Below are 15,467 nucleotides of genomic sequence, written 5' to 3' on the forward strand. Positions count from 1 at the left end.
TAAAATAATTATAAACTTATCTGTTTAATTTTACTATAAAAAAAGCGCTTTAACTAAAGTAAAGCGCTCAAAGGCAACATATAGATTTTTTGTAGTAATTTCAATTATATTTTATTATTTTAATAATTTTATAAACAAACTACTTTTATTAATAATAAAAGCAACATTTTGGACCGTTAAATGATTATACAATTATAAAGTGTATTGAATTGAAATTACAACATAGTTTTGTAGTCTTTTACAAGGGAAACATATAATTAAAAACATAATTAATTATTAAGATTGGACCATATTAATAACTAATTAGTCTTTATGTAACTTGTTTAACTACATAAGTATTATATTTTATTTGCAAAAATTTTGCAAGTATTTTTTAATTTAACAAATTATTTTATGTAAAAAATAAATCAAAAAGTTTTATGTTACATAAAAAAATGATAATTTTTAATTTTTGTTGAACTATTTTGGCATATCAATAATATTGATTTTTCAATTTTGACCATCTTCGACAAAAAGATCAATTAAAGGTTGGGGAATGACCAATTCATTAATGTTTGCTAAGTTAAGAGCGGTATTAATTGTTTGCTCTGCTCCAATTGCCACTTTTGTTAGTCATTGGGGATCAATAATTAGTTGTCGACCAATAGCAATCAATGATAACCCGTTTTCTAGTCCTTTTAAAGCATCTTCTGGTGTACAAATACCACCAACACCAATTAAAGGAATCTTCCCTTGATAACGCTGTAAAATACTGCTGATTGTTGGGGTTGGATTAGTTTTATTACGCATACTTTTTCGCCATAAATATGATAATGAAATATGAATATAATCTAACGGAAATTTAATTAATTCATCCATTAGTTCATAAGTGTCTTCTAAGGTAATTCCTGGTTCTTCAATCTCTTCTGGTGAAATTCGATAGCCTAGAATAAATGGTTTTGTCGCATGTGTTTTAATAATAGCACTAACTTTTTTAACGATTGCCAACGGAAATGCCATTCGTTTTGTTAAGTTACCACCTCATTGATCTGTTCGTTGATTTGAATGTGGTGAAAAAAATTGCTGAATAAGATAAGTATTGGCTCCATGAATTTCTACTCCATCAAACCCAGCTTTAATTGCTCGTAAAGTAGCATTACCAAAATCCTCAATAATGGTATTAATTTCTTCATTAGTCATTGCACGTGGTTCAATTGCTGTTGGTCGTAAAGATTTAACAGCACTAGCAGATAATGGTTGTTTATGAAGTAATGTTGCAGCTGTACATTGACGTCCGCCGTGATGAATTTGCATAATGGCAAGACTATTTTCTTGATGAATAATATTGGCTAATTTTGCTAAACTTGGAATATATTTATCATCGTCAATTGCTGGTTGACCAATAAAAGCTTTCCCATTTCGATTAACATAACTACACCCAACAATTATCATTCCTAAATTTTTAGCGCGTGCTTGATAATAATTTAATTCATCAAGGGTATATTTTCCATTTTCAAAACCAGAAAAAGTGGTCATTGGGCTCATAACAATTCGGTTATTAATTGTCACTCCGTTTGGAAAGGTAAATGGTTGAAATAAGGCTTTAAATTTTGGATTCATAGTTGTTTCCTTTCTAATTGATAATATTTTACTGATAATAATATCATATAACTTAACAATATTATTACAAGTAGGTATCAATATTCACTTTTTTATTTATTGATTTCTTGCTTTTATAATAATAAAATATGTTAAGATATTTTCTAAGGAGGAATATTATGAAAATTTTATTACTTGGTGCTCAGGGAAAACTGGGTCAGAAACTTATTAATGAGCTTATTAATAATAACAACATTATCATTACTGAATTAACAGGAAATGCTAGTGAATTGAATAATCTTAAAACCCAAGCGGTTGGTCAAGATGTTTTAGTGTCAACTGTCGGAGCACATAGCATTGAAGAATTAGTTCTGATTGCCAAAAATATGATTACAATTGCCAGTGAGAATCAGCAACGAATTGTCTGAAGTGGTGGTGCGGGTTCACTGTGAACAAATGAACATACGAGATTAATTGATATTCCAATGAAGGATTTTCCTGCAGAATTAGCAGCTTGAAAACCGGCTGTTTATGGGCATTATGAAGTTTTAAAATTATTACAAAGTAGTAATGTGGTATGATCATATTTATCACCAGCTTTGAATTTTGAAGATAACCCGCCGCGAGGTTTATATCAAACCATAAGCAGTGATAATGCTTTGTATAATGCTAGTGGTGACAGTTTCGCAAGTTATATTAGTGGTGCAAAAGCCTTAGCAAGCGAGATTATTAAACCACAATATTTACAACATCGTTTTACAATTGTTGAAAATTATTAAAAGTAAAAAACAAACTATTCTAAATAGTTTGTTTTTTACTTTGTTTAAATTAACATTTGTAATTAGTAGTTTTTAATTAATATTTTAAATTTTTTAAATATTTACAATTAAGTTAAAAACAAGATAAAAATAATCTGCAGAAATTATTTCATTGTTAAGAATTAATTTTGAAATTAGTAATAATTTGATGATAAATTTCTTCGAAAACTGGTGGATTCATTTTAAGATATTCTTTTACGCGTTCTCGTCCTTGCCCTAATTTATCATTTTGATAAGCATATCATACCCCGGTTTTTTCTAAAATATCATATTTCACTGCTAAGTCAATTAATTCATAATATTTATCAATTCCTTCATTGTAATTAATATCAACAATTGCTGTTTTGAAAGGTGGTGAAACTTTATTTTTAACAACTTTAATTTTAACCTTATTAGCAGTAGCAATGCCAGCGGTGGTTACTGTTTCAGTTCGTCGAACGTCTAACCGCACAGAAGCATAAAATCGTAAGGCACGCCCACCCGCCGTTGTTTCGGGATTACCAAAGAAAACGCCAACTTTTTCACGAATTTGATTAATAAAAATAACAATGGAATTTGTTTTATTAATAGCGCCATTTAATTTTCGTAATGCTTTACTCATTAATCGTGCTTGGGCACCAATGGTAACATCGCTCATTTCACCATCTAATTCTACTTTTGGTACTAATGCAGCAACTGAATCAATAACAACTAAATCAATCGCATTTGATTTAACTAGTGTTTCTAAAATATCTAATGCTTGTTCACCAGAATCAGGTTGAGCAATAATTAATTCATCAATGTTAACACCTAATTTTCTGGCATAATTTGGGTCTAAAGCATGTTCAGCATCAATAAAAGCACCTCTTCCTCCCCTTTTTTGTGTTTCAGCAATGGCATGTAATGACAATGTTGTTTTTCCAGATGATTCTGGACCAAAAATTTCAATGATGCGTCCTTTTGGATATCCACCAATCCCAATTGCTTCATCAAGCAATAAACTACCTGTTGAAATCGCTTCAATGGTTAAGTTACTTTTATCTCCTAATTTCATAATGGCACCTTTACCATATGCTTTTTCAATTTCTTTCATCACATTTTTTAGAATTTCATCTTCGTCGATAGTTTTGATGTTATCAGAATTTGTTTTATTATCTTTTTCCATTTGCAACACTCCTTTCTAATTAGTTTTATCTATTTTAATTGATTATTCCTTTTCTTATTTTGAAATAATTTGTAAAAGATGGTTAATTATTGTTTGAACTGCAATAAGTTTTATTTTTTCGCGTGATCAAGTTGGATTTAAGGATAATTCAAATGTGCTTGATTGGTTTTGATGAACAATAGTAGCAAAGATTGTTCCAATTGACAATTGATCTAATTTGCCAGGACCAGCATTACCAGTAAAACTAACGGCAAGATTACTGTTAAATTGATTTTGACAAGCAATCGCCATTGCTTCTGCAGTTTGTTTTGAAACAACACCATATTGTGTAATTATACTTGCTGGTACATGACCAATGTTAACTTTAACATCATTGGTATAAGTAACAATACTTCCTAAAAAAACTTGACTAGCATTAGGAATATTTGTTAAAAGATGACTAAAAAGACCACCAGTGATTGATTCATAGGCTGCTATTGTTAATTGTTTTTGTTGTAATAATTGGATTAATTCTTGTGTCATTTTCGTTGTTCACCTCAAAAACTTTCTTTAATATTATACATTTATATAATATAATATGTAAGTAATATTAAATTGTCAGAAAAAGAATATTTTTAGAAAAGAGGAATTAAAATGAATTGAGCTAACCGTATTACATTAATTCGAATTTTTTTAATACCAATTATTATTGTTCTCATGGTAATTGTTCCATTTCCGGGGACATCACTATATCATGGCTGAGATCAATGGTTAACAATTAAAGGACCTAATGTGACCTACTCGTTACCGATTAGTTATTTGATTGCTGGATTATTATTTATTATTGCTAGTTTAACTGATTTACTAGATGGCTATATTGCCCGTAGTTATAATCAAGTTACTACTTTTGGAAAATTTTTTGATTCAATTGCAGATAAATTATTAACAAACACGGTTTTAATTGTTTTTGCTTGTGCTAATATTATTCCGGTTTGAATGACAGTTGTGCTAATTGCTCGTGACTTTGTAATTGATGTTGTTCGTCAAATTTTAGCGTCACAAAAAGTAATAATGGCAGCTAATCAATTGGGTCGTGTTCGAGCAGCAGTTGAAATGTTTGGAATGACAATTTTATTTTTTATTGGTTTTCGTATGTTTGGTGGGGAAAGCTTAAAAACTGGGCAATGAGATGAATTTGGTTGAGTTAATCAAATTATTATGATTCCAATGTATTTAGCAACAATTTTATCATTGGTAGCTGCTGGAAATTATATTTATTTAAATCGAAAAGCATTATTTGATATGACCGTGATTAAAAAGCCAAAATTAGAAAGCGAAGAAAAATAAAATGGCTAAAAAAATAATAAATAATTCAGAATGAGCAGTTGTAACGGGAGCTAGTAAAGGTTTAGGTTATTGTTATTGTGAAGAACTATTAAAACTTGGTTATAATGTTATTGCCGTTGCTCGTGATACAACATCGCTTACTGTTTTGCATGAAAAATATCCAAACCAAGCAATTAAAACATTAAATTATGACTTAAGTAATTCAGTTAATGTTTATCAGTTGTTTGCTGATGTAAAAACAGAAAATGTAACCCTTTTAATAAATAATGCTGGTTATGGGGTGTGAGGTTATTTTAATGAATCAAGTTTAGAACAAGAAATGAATATGGTTGATTTAAACATTAAAGCTTTACATATCTTAACTAAATTATTTGTTCAACGTTTTATTGATCAAAATAAAGGGCGTGTTTTAAATATTGGTAGTTTAGCAGCCTTTACCCCTGCTCCTGTTTTTGCTAGTTATTATGCTTCAAAAGCTTATGTTTGAAGTTTGGGAGTCGCAATTAATACGGAATTAAAGAAAACAAAATCACTTGTTCGGGTAATTACTTTATGTCCTGGTCCATTAAAAACAGATTTCTGAAATCGAAGTAGTAATCAAAAAGATGCAAAATATCATTCAACAGTGAAAGTGATGAAAACAGCAACATATGCTCGAAAAAGTTTAATGCTAGGTTTAAAGACAAAAAGAAAAAATTATATTATAACAGGAGCCGTTAATAAGATGGTAAAAACCTTAACAAAATGAGCACCACAAAGTTGTGTTTTAACATCAGTTTATAATTATCAAAAAAAACGAAAATAAAAAATTCGAAGTTAACTTCGAATTTTTTATTTTTTTATCTTCATATTATATTAAAAATATCACCAGAAAATATTCTTCCCCAAGGCCTACTACCAGTAGCAGCATAATTACCAGAACCATAAAAGTGAATTCGTAACATTAAATGTCTTAATTTTTTGTTTGTCATTGTTTCAACTTTTGCACCAATTCAAGCATATAATTCAGCTGAACCGATTGTTTCTCTTTCTTCAACAATATTAAAATAATTTGATAATCAATTTTCTTGTCAGTTATTGGTCATATACTGTAGACTATGTTCACCTTTAGCATGAGTAAACATCCCAATTCCCACTGTCAGATTAGGTAATTCAATGGCTTTGTAAAGATATTTAAAGACTGCTAATGATTTTATTCCTGTATAAGCTGTTAAATCCATTCATTTTGTTGAAATTAATCATTTAATTTCCCCACTTTCACTTGCTAAATTATCGTTGTATTTTTCAGTCGGCGGAATGTTAATTACAATATTATTTTGTTTGGTAACAATATTTTCTTTAATTAAATAACTAGCAGTCGTAGTTGCTAATAAACCACTTGATAAAAACAGTAGTATTTTTTTCATTATTGTTTCTCCTTTACTTGCTTTTACTTTTTATAAAAACTTAAAATTTGACCAGTCATAAATCAAATATGTGGTCAATTCCCAGTTAATCAACATTGCCCACCAACATAAATTATTAAAGTTAAAATTAGATGATTTATACTAGAATGAGAAAATATGACTTGTGCCGAAATGTGACCATCAATATGAGCCCCACCAATTTCTTCAATTGCACTTTCAATTTCAATGAGTGGACTAACTCATTTATCAATATCGTTTGGTAGATGGTCAAAATTAAACGAAAAATCAGTAACAATTTTTTTTCAAGTAAATAAATATATTTCACCATTAAATTCATTCAATGTTAGTTTTTGATATGTATCACGGATTTGACTTGTTGTTGTTGCTGATGTTGTTGCGGTTAAATCTAGTTGTATTCGCACTACCTCATGATTTTCATTATCACTAATGTCATTTTTATCAATTTTTTCATTTTCAATAGCAATTTGCAAAGCATCTTTATTAAAGTCAGACTCTTCACCAAAACCAACTAATTCACCATCAGTTTGAATATAATTACTAATTTCATTGCCTAAAAATGTCATTTGTGCCCCATCTGCTGGTTCAAGATAAGTATATTGGGTTTCGCCAGGGTTGTTTTCATTAATATTGATTCCTGTAATCAGAATAGCATGCCCATCGTTTTCAATGCTATAACCAAAAAGAACGGGATGATTATTAAATAATGATTCGTATACATAATTTTCAAATAATAGTTGTTCAGATCTAGTATGTCCAAAATTAGTATGAATTTGGACAAGACCATAATTGATGTTTTGATTTACTGGTCTAATATTATTATTTAAATAGTTAACTAAATTTTGATTAATAAGTAATCCGTTTTCACCAACTCCGCCTAAATCATTATAAATTTGAGTTTGTCTCCGTGCAATATTAAAATATCCAAAAATCATTTGAATATCAGTTGGGACACAAAACCAATTGGTTTCTTGAATTCTACGAATAACTCATAATTTAATACTCCTATTATTTTGTTCTAATGTTTTGTGATAGAAATCATTAGCAATAACATTTGAAATAGTACTGCCCAAGATTGCTATTACTCCTAAAGTACTTAATAGTTTTTTCATAATATAAGGCCTCTCTTCTTAACAACCCAACCACCCCACCAAATTTCATATTATTTGATAAATAAAAGTAAGAATTATAATTAAAATATTATTACATCTTATTTTAGTGATAATTGTTAAAGCGATATTATGTTTTTTCTTGTTGAAGATTCAACCTAATTTAAAACATTTTATTCTAAATAAATTTATATTATATCTTAAAAATCTAAAATCAAATGATGACAACTATTTTTTTTTTTTTTTTTGTAACTAAAAAATGTTTATCAAAGATAAACATTTTTATTAAATAAATATTAAATTAAAGTTATTTACCAGAAATTTCTGATAATTTTGTTGCAACAGCTTCAACATTTAACCCAATAATAATTTGAATTCCTTTAGTTTTTGAAACCAAAACCATTCCGGCAACACCAGCATCTTTAATTGTCTGCTGGTCAATTTTAGTATTGTCTTCAACTGTCAAACGTAATCTTGTCATACAGTTATCAACTTTAACTAAGTTATCATGGCCAATGGCATCATAAATAACTTGTGCTAATTTTAATGGTCCTTCTGGATCTTTTTGAATATCAATTCGTTTATTAACACCGTTGGTTTGGAACGGAACACTAACATTTCCGGCTGTTGTTGCAACGGTAACATTTGCTGTTTGCTGTTCTTTTAATACTTTTTTCTTTGCATGTTTTTCAATACTTTTTCCTAATGATTTTGCAATCATTGCTGCTTCATCTTCGCGGCCAGGTGTTGATAAATTCATTTTTTTAATAATGTATTTAAAACTAAAGAAGTAAGCAGCCCCTTCCAGTACTCCAATTGGGAGAATCATTAATGGATTTCCTAAGACTTTATAAACTCCTGATTGTAAACTAGACGAAATTGTTGCCATATCTCATGATGTTTTCATTGAGACAGCTCAATCAATGAATCCAGCTGAAAATCCAAATCCAACACGGATTCCAAATCCAACTGTTAATGCAGCAAACACTCCAGTTAGGATAGCATGTAAGCCTAGTAAAATTGGTGCTAAGAACACAAATGAGAATTCAATTGGTTCAGTAATTCCTGTTAAGAATGATACTCCTGCAGCAGATCCTAAAATTCCAGCATATTCAGCACGACGAGTTTTATCTTTAATTGATAAAATCATTGCGGCACAGGCAGCCGGTAATCCAAACATCATCATTGGGAAGAATCCCGCTTGGAACATTCCACTTCCTCCTGCTAAACCAAATTTAGCATCAGCATATAGTTTCCCTAAAAAGGCTGTAATATCTCCATTCATAGTTGTAATAACTCCGTTTGAAGTTCAACCATGAATTGTTAAGATACCGTCCTTATTAATTGAATAATCAGCCCATTGTAAAACTCCATTAACAATTTGTCATAAGTTTGTTCCTTGGTAGTTCATTAAATGACCAATAATTGGTTGTTGGAACCATAAATAAGTGTTTAATACTTGGTGTAAACCAAATGGTAACAATAACCGGTTAAAAATACCATAGAAAAATGCTCCTAATGGTGGGATTGCTCCTAATCCATATCCCAGATATTGTAATCCTAATTGGAACCAAGGCCAAATTGCTGCTAAAGCAAATGTTCCAAGTAAAAAGTAAGCAGCAGTCATCATTGGGACAAAACGACGTCCCGAAAAGAACCCTAATGCTGCTGGTAATTTTACATTTGAATATTTATTGTAGATTAAAGCAACAAGACATCCCGCTAAAATTCCGCCAAATACTCCCATACTAATGTTATATTTGGCGCCATAACCTTCAGTGGCATTTCCTTTACTAAAATCAAAAACGTATAAAATTTGTGAATGTGGTGTTGTTCAAAATTGGTTATCTTGAAAATTACCAATTGGTGTATGTCCTAATAAAACATTATTGTAATATCATTGGGGCACAATTCCCATTAACCCTTCAATTACAGCTCATCCAAAGAATGCAACCAAAGCAGCTTCCCCACGAAAGTCCTTGGCCATTCCAAATCCTAACCCGATTGCAAATAATGGGGCTAAATTACTAATTGCTGCGTTTCCAACTGCCTGAAAAATTGAACCAATATATCAAATTGCAGATAATGGTCCTGTTTGTGATAAATCAGGGTTGATTGATGCATCGTTCATAACCCCCCCCAACCTCAGTAACAAGGCGGCAACAGGCAAGACAACAATTGGAAATTGTAGAGCTTTTCCTAATTTTTGCAAATATTGCATTGCTATTCCCTTCTTTCTATTTAAATAGTAATTTTATGTTTTATAAATAGTTAAAAATTACACATTTAGTTTAATAATCGTAATAATACCGACAGCTAAGGAAATGGCAAATAATGAAGTTAGAATTAAGAAAATATTTCGTCTAATTTCAAATAAAACACCACGCTCACGATTTACCCCAAACCGTTGTGAATGGCGTTGATTATTCTTATTTCGTCAGTAAAAAAAATGAATTGATAAAAAAACAACAATAAAAAGAATACTAACTATAATTACGCCCCCTCAAATTAAAGTTTGAGTATAGTTATCTAATTTTTCTAGATTGTTAGTATTACTTAATAAAGTATAATGTTGTAATAGTAATATAATATTCATTTTGGGTGTGCTTTCTATTTTAACTATCTATTTTTATCTTATCATAAAAAAGTTTTTTTTTTTTTTTTTAATTTTTTCTAAAATATATTTCCATTTTTTTATTATATTTTCCAATTAAAAACCTTCTTTTTATAAAAAGAAGGTTGTAATTTTGATATTATTTAGTCATTAATTATTTGTTTTTAAAACTTTATTTTTGAAACGATTGATCTTGATACCTTTTTGTTTTAGCATTGTTTTTACCAATAAAAACAAAGTTATGTTTTGATTTAATACACTCTGGATTGGTACAATGCAATTTATACTCACAAGGTTTTGAGCGACAGAAAAACACCGGTTGTTCACACATTTGACATGTTAAAATTGACTTTTGTGATTCTTGCATTGCCGCACATTTTGGACATTCATTAGCATGTTGTTCACAACCAATGAAGACACTGTCTGGCATTGCTAATCTTTTTTTTGTTTCAGCTGTATTGTTATTTTCGAAAGCCATGGTTTTTGTGTTCTCCTTTCATAAAATACTTGTAATAAACACCTTTCTTATTAAAAAATATCTACCAATGGATAAAATTTCCATATATGAACGGAGGATAAAATTATAAATAGGGTTAATACAAAAAATAGTATATATTTTTTACAAAAAATTAACAATGTTAATTTTTTAATAATAATGATAATTAATTTCCTAATGAAATACTTTGGTAATTTCTAATTTAAAATAAATAGATACCCCTTATTTTAGGGGTATCTATTTATTTTACCAAATTATCTAAAAAAAGATAAATATCTTGATAATTTGGTTCCGAACTAACCGGTGATACTATTTGTAGATAAATAACTTGATTATTTTGATCAAGAACCATAACACTACGTGCTAATAAATTATTGAATTCAAAGAATAATTTTGTTTTGTGACCAAACTCACGATAGTTTGTATCTGATAATAAAATATGTTCGGGATTAATAAATGATTCACAAGCACGTTGCAAGGCAAATGGTAAATCTCGTGAAATTGTTATTAATTGGACAGCGGGATATTTGTTAATAATTGTTTCGTTAAATTGTTTTGTTTGTAACAAACAAACACTAGTATCAATACTAGGAACAGCAGAAATAACTTTATATTCTTTACTAACATTTGCTAATTCAAAATCTGCTCATTTAACAGTATCTGCTTTAAATGTTAAAGTATCACCAATTTTAATATGATTTGTTGGAATTAGTGTCGCGACATCGCCGCTCATTGTTCCTTTAGCCATAAATTCTGACCCCCCCTTCTCATTTCGATAATATTATATACTAAAAGTTAATTAAGATAGCAAGGAATTTCAAGCATTTTCAATAATTTCAATGATTTTTAAATCAGACAAATGATTAATTGGTGTTATTGTTCGTTGTAATAAACAAATAAATTCAATATTTTTCTTTTTATTACCTAAAATTGGTGAATAATCTAGATTAATAATACTAAAACCATTAGTAAGTGCTAAATTAATTACTTTTTTGATGACAATTTGATGGGCTTCTTTACTATTTATTTTGCCCTTATTAACTGTTGCTCTTGTACTTTCAAATTGAGGTTTAATTAAGAAAAAAGCATAATGATCTAATAATAAGATTTCTTTTAGCGGTGGGATAATTTTATCTAATGAAATAAAAGAAACATCACAACAAGCAAATTCAATTTGATCGGGTTCAAATAATTGCTTTGTGACATAACGAAAGTTAGTTTTTTCTAAGGAAATTACTTGTGGATTATTGCGTAATTTTCATGCTAATTGATTAGTCCCAACATCAAGGGCATAAACTTTTTTGGCGTTATTTTGTAATAAACAATCGGTAAAACCACCAGTTGATGATCCAATATCAAGACAAATTAGATTATCAACTTTGATTTGAAATGTTTCTAGTCCTTTTGCTAATTTTTCCCCAGCTCGCGAAACATATTTTAATGGTTCACCTCGTAAAGTAATAATACTATCAACATCTACTAAATCACCGGCTTTTAACGCTGGAACATTATTAACTAAAACATTATTAGCTAAAATCATTGCTTTTGCCTTCTCACGAGATGGTGCTAAATTATGATTAACTAATAATTGATCTAAACGCGTTTTCATTAAAGTTTATTCTTCCTTCCATTTCGTTTTATTAAAGGCATGATGGTTTTTATGACGAAATAATAACCGTTGTTTACGAGTTTTTGTTGTGCGATAAGTTTCTAAAATAGTATCTTGGTCCAAAATATAATTGGTAATTTTTTTAAAAAAATAAGCACCATATGATAATGATCATTGTAAGGAAATAACATTTTGATCAATTTTTGCTTCAATAATAGTTGAATAATTACTAATAATATAATTACATTCTAACATTATATTATTAATATTATGATATTTAAAAAGATAATAAGATGTTTGTGGTAATTGATATTTTTGTGTTAAAAATGCTAAATTTTTTGGAATAATTAATTGTTGATTATCAAGATCAACAATAATTTCGGCAGGCTTTCATAAGGGAATAAAATGAATTCTTCCCTTTAGTGTTAATAAGCGTTGTTTAACATCATTTGACATTCGTCATTTCTTAGCTCATTTATTGCTTGCTCAATTATAATAATTAAATTTGTTATTTTGCATTTTATCACCTTTTTTAACTATATTAATTATACCAAATTTAAAGTTAAGAACAAAGATGGTCTTGTTTTATCCCCTGTTCTTTGACGCAAATTATTTACTTTATATTCTAAAAACCTTGAAACAAAGTTGATATTTTAAGAATTGGAATTAAAGTTATTGTTAACAGTTAAGAAAAGAATATAATGAAGCTGTAAATAATATTTGTGGAACTGTATATAAATATTTTTACCAGGAGATGATATATAATGTTAGGATATAAAAATATTTTAGTTGGTGTTGGAGCGATTGCGTTGGCAACTACCCCAGCGTTAGTATTATCAAATTCGTCAAATATTCATAATAAATATAATAAGATTGAAAAAAATATTGGTCAAATTGAAAAACAGGTATTACAATACCAAACATTTTATCAAAACAGTAAATTAAATAATGCGTTAGCAAATGTTAAAAATTTAAAAGATGGTGTTAATGAATGAAATTATTATTTTGTTTATTCACACTTGTATTTAAATCATAGTTTAACATCAACTATTCAAAACGATTTAGGATCAGTTGGTGGTGTTGTTGCTGCCTTGTTGGGCGCTATCCCTGAAATCGCCGCTGTTGCTGGAATTGTTGCCGCAATTTTAATTGCCCAATGATATATTTGAAATATTCCTTCATATGATCAAGGAAATGGTGTTGGAATTAATTTAATTGGAATTCTTCCAAATGTCATAACATCAGTATGAGCACAATAATTATTTTATTAAAATAACAATTAACTCCATATGTATTATTTGCACTGCTACTAGTTTTATAATTAGTAGTTTTTATTTTTAATTTGTTTTGTAAAATAAAAAACTCAATTTTATTAATTGAGTTTTTTATTATTGTATTTAAAATGTTTTAACAACTTTTTGAATTTCTTCATCATATTGATCAATTAATTCATCAGGTGCTAATGCACTTGTTGGAGGTACTTTTGTTCCCGCAACTAAAATTGGTTTATTAACTGTTGCACCAACAAATTCTCATGTTCCTTTTAAATATTCGGTATGGTTTCCTCATGGATATCACCCAAAAGGCGCTCCTTGAGTTGTCAAAATTTGAACTTTTAAATGTGGTAATAGTCCAATCGCATCTCCTTTTTTCGAATATTTATATGAAAATGTTTTATTAGCAACTAACACATGATCTAAATAATTTTTCATTAGCCCCGAAACATTAAAGTTATTCATTGGACAAACAATAATAACCTTTTGAACTTCTTTTAATTGGTTAATATAAACATCGGTATCTTCGGCATTAAAATAACTATCAAAGTTATCACGCGTTAATGTTTTTAAAGCCATTGCGGTATTATTTAAATCTAAATGAATAATTTCATCCTCGGCATTTAATGCTTGATAATGTTTAATAAAACGAGCTGCTAAAGCTTTTGAATATGATTTCTCATCAGGACTAACAGTTCCATAAATTACTAATACTTTATTTGACATCGTTATCTTTCCTTTCTGGTATTATTTTATCATAATTCAGGATTGGAAATAGTAAGGATTATCTTTTTTAGGTAAACCAAGATGATAATTGTTGATAATTTGGATATAATGGGTCATCTTCCCCGGGATTGATAATTGTCATGCCAGTAACATATTTATTAATAATCGTATTAAAAGTTTGAATTGTATTTGCATTTGGGGTCATTTTTCCTAGTAAATAAATGTTTTTTAAAGTTGTATAAAACTTATTTCCATTAGTTAAAATAACTGAAAATTCACTATTTGCTGTTGTTGCTTCGCCATATTCACGAAGTTTAACAAAATAATAATATGGGTTATTTTCATCATTTGGCGTTGAAGTCATCATTGTTTCAACCGCAGGACCATTAAATTGGTGACCAGGATTGTTATTTTTTCAATTAACAACAGCTTGATTAATATCAGTTCAATCAGTTGTTGTTGCAGGTAATCCACTAGTATTTTTGTCAATTTTATCGACAATTGGACCTATAATATCATTAACAACATCATTTTTATTACTATCAGAAAGTCCATTCAAAGCATTATCAATATTGTTAATAAAATCATCAGAATTAGAAATTGAATCATTAATATCGTATAATGATGTATCATTTTTTAAAGTAATTGCCATTCAGAATCAGTATGTAATGGCATCACCAGATTTTTGGACTTGTCAAAATGGCAATCAATTAAACATCTTATTAGTTGGACTATGACGAAATTGATTAGGATATTTATCAGCTTCATTTTGTGTTGCGTTGATCATTGTTGCAAAATCTTGGGAAAAATTATTTTTGTTGTAAAAAACATTTGTTGAAAGTAAGTTTGTTAAAAAATAACTAAAAATCATCATTGTGCAAAATCCAAAAACAGCACCAAAAAGATAATTAATGGGACGATTAATTTGGACTTTTTTAAATTGCTTACGAAGAACTGGAACATAAACTGAAAGTAAAATTCCATTTGTTCCAATCATTCATGTTCCATATAAAATAATGATTGCTAACCAATTTGCTACAATAATAGAAGCACTTTGTAATTGGGGAATATTGTTAAGTAAAGGTTTAATAAGATTATTTAAACTATTTGCTAAACTTGGAATAATTAATGGCGCAATAAAAAAGAGAATTATTAATAAAATGACATTTGCTCCCATAAAATATAAACTACCAAGGGTTTTAACTAAAAGACCAATTATTATACCAAGGATTAATAAGACAAAAATTATGACTTGTCATAACACAACGGGACCAATATTAATCATCACTTCCTCCAACTTGTTTATTAATTAAATTATACTATGAATTTTTAACAAAAAAAGAAATCTT

Annotated in this window: 17 protein-coding genes; 4 read left to right on the forward strand and 13 right to left on the reverse strand. The window is 28.8% G+C overall.

Translation table 4 applies throughout. The features are described 5' to 3' along the window. Positions 1-459: 459 nt before the first annotated feature. Positions 460-1,599: an NADH-dependent flavin oxidoreductase gene (locus S100390_RS02660; RefSeq protein WP_070406744.1), complete on the reverse strand. Its 1,140-nt coding sequence runs from the start codon at positions 1,597-1,599 to the stop codon at positions 460-462. 158 nt (positions 1,600-1,757) lie between these two features. Between S100390_RS02660 and S100390_RS02665 the strand changes: the two genes are divergently transcribed. Further along, positions 1,758-2,357, forward strand: a complete 600-nt coding sequence (locus S100390_RS02665) for an NAD(P)-dependent oxidoreductase (RefSeq protein ID WP_070406745.1) — start codon at positions 1,758-1,760, stop codon at positions 2,355-2,357. 154 nt (positions 2,358-2,511) lie between these two features. Here the strand turns inward: S100390_RS02665 and recA are convergent, their stop codons facing one another. After that, a complete protein-coding gene (recA, locus tag S100390_RS02670; RefSeq protein ID WP_070406746.1) occupies positions 2,512-3,540 on the reverse strand; it encodes a recombinase RecA in 1,029 nt (342 codons plus the stop codon). 54 nt (positions 3,541-3,594) lie between these two features. Continuing rightward, positions 3,595-4,062 carry a CinA family protein gene (locus tag S100390_RS02675; protein ID WP_070406747.1) on the reverse strand — a complete coding sequence of 156 codons (468 nt, stop codon included), beginning with the start codon at positions 4,060-4,062 and terminating at the stop codon, positions 3,595-3,597. Between the two features lie 111 nt (positions 4,063-4,173). Here S100390_RS02675 and pgsA point away from each other — a divergent pair, with 111 nt between their 5' ends. Continuing rightward, the gene (pgsA, locus tag S100390_RS02680) at positions 4,174-4,866 is read left to right on the forward strand and encodes a CDP-diacylglycerol--glycerol-3-phosphate 3-phosphatidyltransferase (RefSeq protein WP_070406748.1); all 693 of its coding nucleotides are present in this window, start codon (positions 4,174-4,176) and stop codon (positions 4,864-4,866) included. 1 nt (position 4,867) lies between these two features. Next, positions 4,868-5,671 carry an SDR family NAD(P)-dependent oxidoreductase gene (locus S100390_RS02685; RefSeq protein ID WP_070406749.1) on the forward strand — a complete coding sequence of 268 codons (804 nt, stop codon included), beginning with the start codon at positions 4,868-4,870 and terminating at the stop codon, positions 5,669-5,671. 34 nt (positions 5,672-5,705) lie between these two features. On the opposite strand, the gene S100390_RS02690 is transcribed toward S100390_RS02685, so the two are convergent. From S100390_RS02690 to S100390_RS02725, 8 genes are all read right to left on the reverse strand, one after another. Next, entirely contained in the window at positions 5,706-6,272 is a 567-nt protein-coding gene (locus S100390_RS02690; protein ID WP_070406750.1) for a hypothetical protein, read from the reverse strand. 23 nt (positions 6,273-6,295) lie between these two features. After that, complete coding sequence (locus S100390_RS02695; protein WP_070406751.1) at positions 6,296-7,402, reverse strand: C39 family peptidase; 1,107 nt, start codon at positions 7,400-7,402, stop codon at positions 6,296-6,298. A 304-nt stretch (positions 7,403-7,706) separates the two neighbouring features. Next, positions 7,707-9,620, reverse strand: a complete 1,914-nt coding sequence (locus tag S100390_RS02700; RefSeq protein WP_070406752.1) for a PTS transporter subunit EIIC — start codon at positions 9,618-9,620, stop codon at positions 7,707-7,709. Between the two features lie 57 nt (positions 9,621-9,677). Beyond that, positions 9,678-9,995, reverse strand: coding sequence for a hypothetical protein (locus tag S100390_RS02705; protein ID WP_070406753.1), 318 nt, complete (start codon positions 9,993-9,995; stop codon positions 9,678-9,680). 190 nt (positions 9,996-10,185) lie between these two features. After that, complete coding sequence (locus tag S100390_RS02710) at positions 10,186-10,491, reverse strand: hypothetical protein (RefSeq protein ID WP_070406754.1); 306 nt, start codon at positions 10,489-10,491, stop codon at positions 10,186-10,188. Between the two features lie 259 nt (positions 10,492-10,750). Continuing rightward, on the reverse strand, positions 10,751-11,257 hold the full coding sequence (locus tag S100390_RS02715; protein ID WP_070406755.1) for a redoxin family protein: 507 nt from the start codon (positions 11,255-11,257) through the stop codon (positions 10,751-10,753). Positions 11,258-11,308: 51 nt separating this feature from the next. Continuing rightward, complete coding sequence (locus S100390_RS02720; protein ID WP_070406756.1) at positions 11,309-12,118, reverse strand: TlyA family RNA methyltransferase; 810 nt, start codon at positions 12,116-12,118, stop codon at positions 11,309-11,311. Positions 12,119-12,124: 6 nt separating this feature from the next. Then, positions 12,125-12,637, reverse strand: a complete 513-nt coding sequence (locus tag S100390_RS02725) for a hypothetical protein (RefSeq protein WP_070406757.1) — start codon at positions 12,635-12,637, stop codon at positions 12,125-12,127. Between the two features lie 245 nt (positions 12,638-12,882). Here S100390_RS02725 and S100390_RS05410 point away from each other — a divergent pair, with 245 nt between their 5' ends. Further along, positions 12,883-13,377, forward strand: coding sequence for a hypothetical protein (locus tag S100390_RS05410; RefSeq protein WP_070406758.1), 495 nt, complete (start codon positions 12,883-12,885; stop codon positions 13,375-13,377). A 138-nt stretch (positions 13,378-13,515) separates the two neighbouring features. Here S100390_RS05410 and S100390_RS02735 read toward each other — a convergent pair whose 3' ends face one another. Both S100390_RS02735 and S100390_RS02740 read right to left on the reverse strand, forming a co-directional pair. Continuing rightward, positions 13,516-14,118 carry an FMN-dependent NADH-azoreductase gene (locus S100390_RS02735; RefSeq protein ID WP_070406759.1) on the reverse strand — a complete coding sequence of 201 codons (603 nt, stop codon included), beginning with the start codon at positions 14,116-14,118 and terminating at the stop codon, positions 13,516-13,518. A 67-nt stretch (positions 14,119-14,185) separates the two neighbouring features. Beyond that, entirely contained in the window at positions 14,186-15,403 is a 1,218-nt protein-coding gene (locus tag S100390_RS02740; protein ID WP_070406760.1) for a hypothetical protein, read from the reverse strand. Positions 15,404-15,467: the final 64 nt, after the last annotated feature.

Origin of the sequence: Spiroplasma sp. NBRC 100390 (genome assembly GCF_001886495.1) — a bacterium.
GTDB lineage: Bacteria > Bacillota_I > Bacilli_A > Mycoplasmatales > Mycoplasmataceae > Spiroplasma.